The sequence below is a fragment of the Sutcliffiella halmapala genome, assembly GCF_050107295.1.
Taxonomy (GTDB): domain Bacteria; phylum Bacillota; class Bacilli; order Bacillales; family Bacillaceae_I; genus Sutcliffiella_A; species Sutcliffiella_A halmapala_A.
The window spans coordinates 1-357 of the sequence record NZ_JBNIKR010000038.1; the positions used below are offsets into that span (position 1 = coordinate 1).

Here is a 357-nt window from a genome sequence, read left to right on the forward strand (position 1 = left end):
ACTACGGATCAAAAGGTTAGGGGTTCGAGTCCTCTCGGGCGCGCCATTTACGGGGAGTAGCTCAGCTTGGTAGAGCACTTGGTTTGGGACCAAGGGGTCGCAGGTTCGAATCCTGTCTTCCCGACCAGTAGAACACTATATTTGGGGCCTTAGCTCAGCTGGGAGAGCGCCTGCTTTGCACGCAGGAGGTCAGCGGTTCGATCCCGCTAGGCTCCACCAACAGTATTTTTGAAAATGATCTTTGAAAACTAAACAAAACAACAGCGTCCACGTTAATCCTATAGGGATTAACAAAGAACGAAAAAGTAACATAAGCTAGTCAACATTTGAGCATAAGCTCAAACTCTTTATTGGAGA

At 47.6% G+C, this 357-nt stretch carries 2 tRNA genes; both read left to right on the forward strand.

The features are described 5' to 3' along the window. The first annotated feature begins 50 nt into the window (after positions 1–50). A tRNA-Pro gene (locus ACQCT5_RS22945) sits at positions 51–127 on the forward strand. A gap of 16 nt (positions 128–143) precedes the next feature. Next, positions 144–219: transfer RNA gene (locus tag ACQCT5_RS22950), tRNA-Ala, on the forward strand. Positions 220–357: the final 138 nt, after the last annotated feature.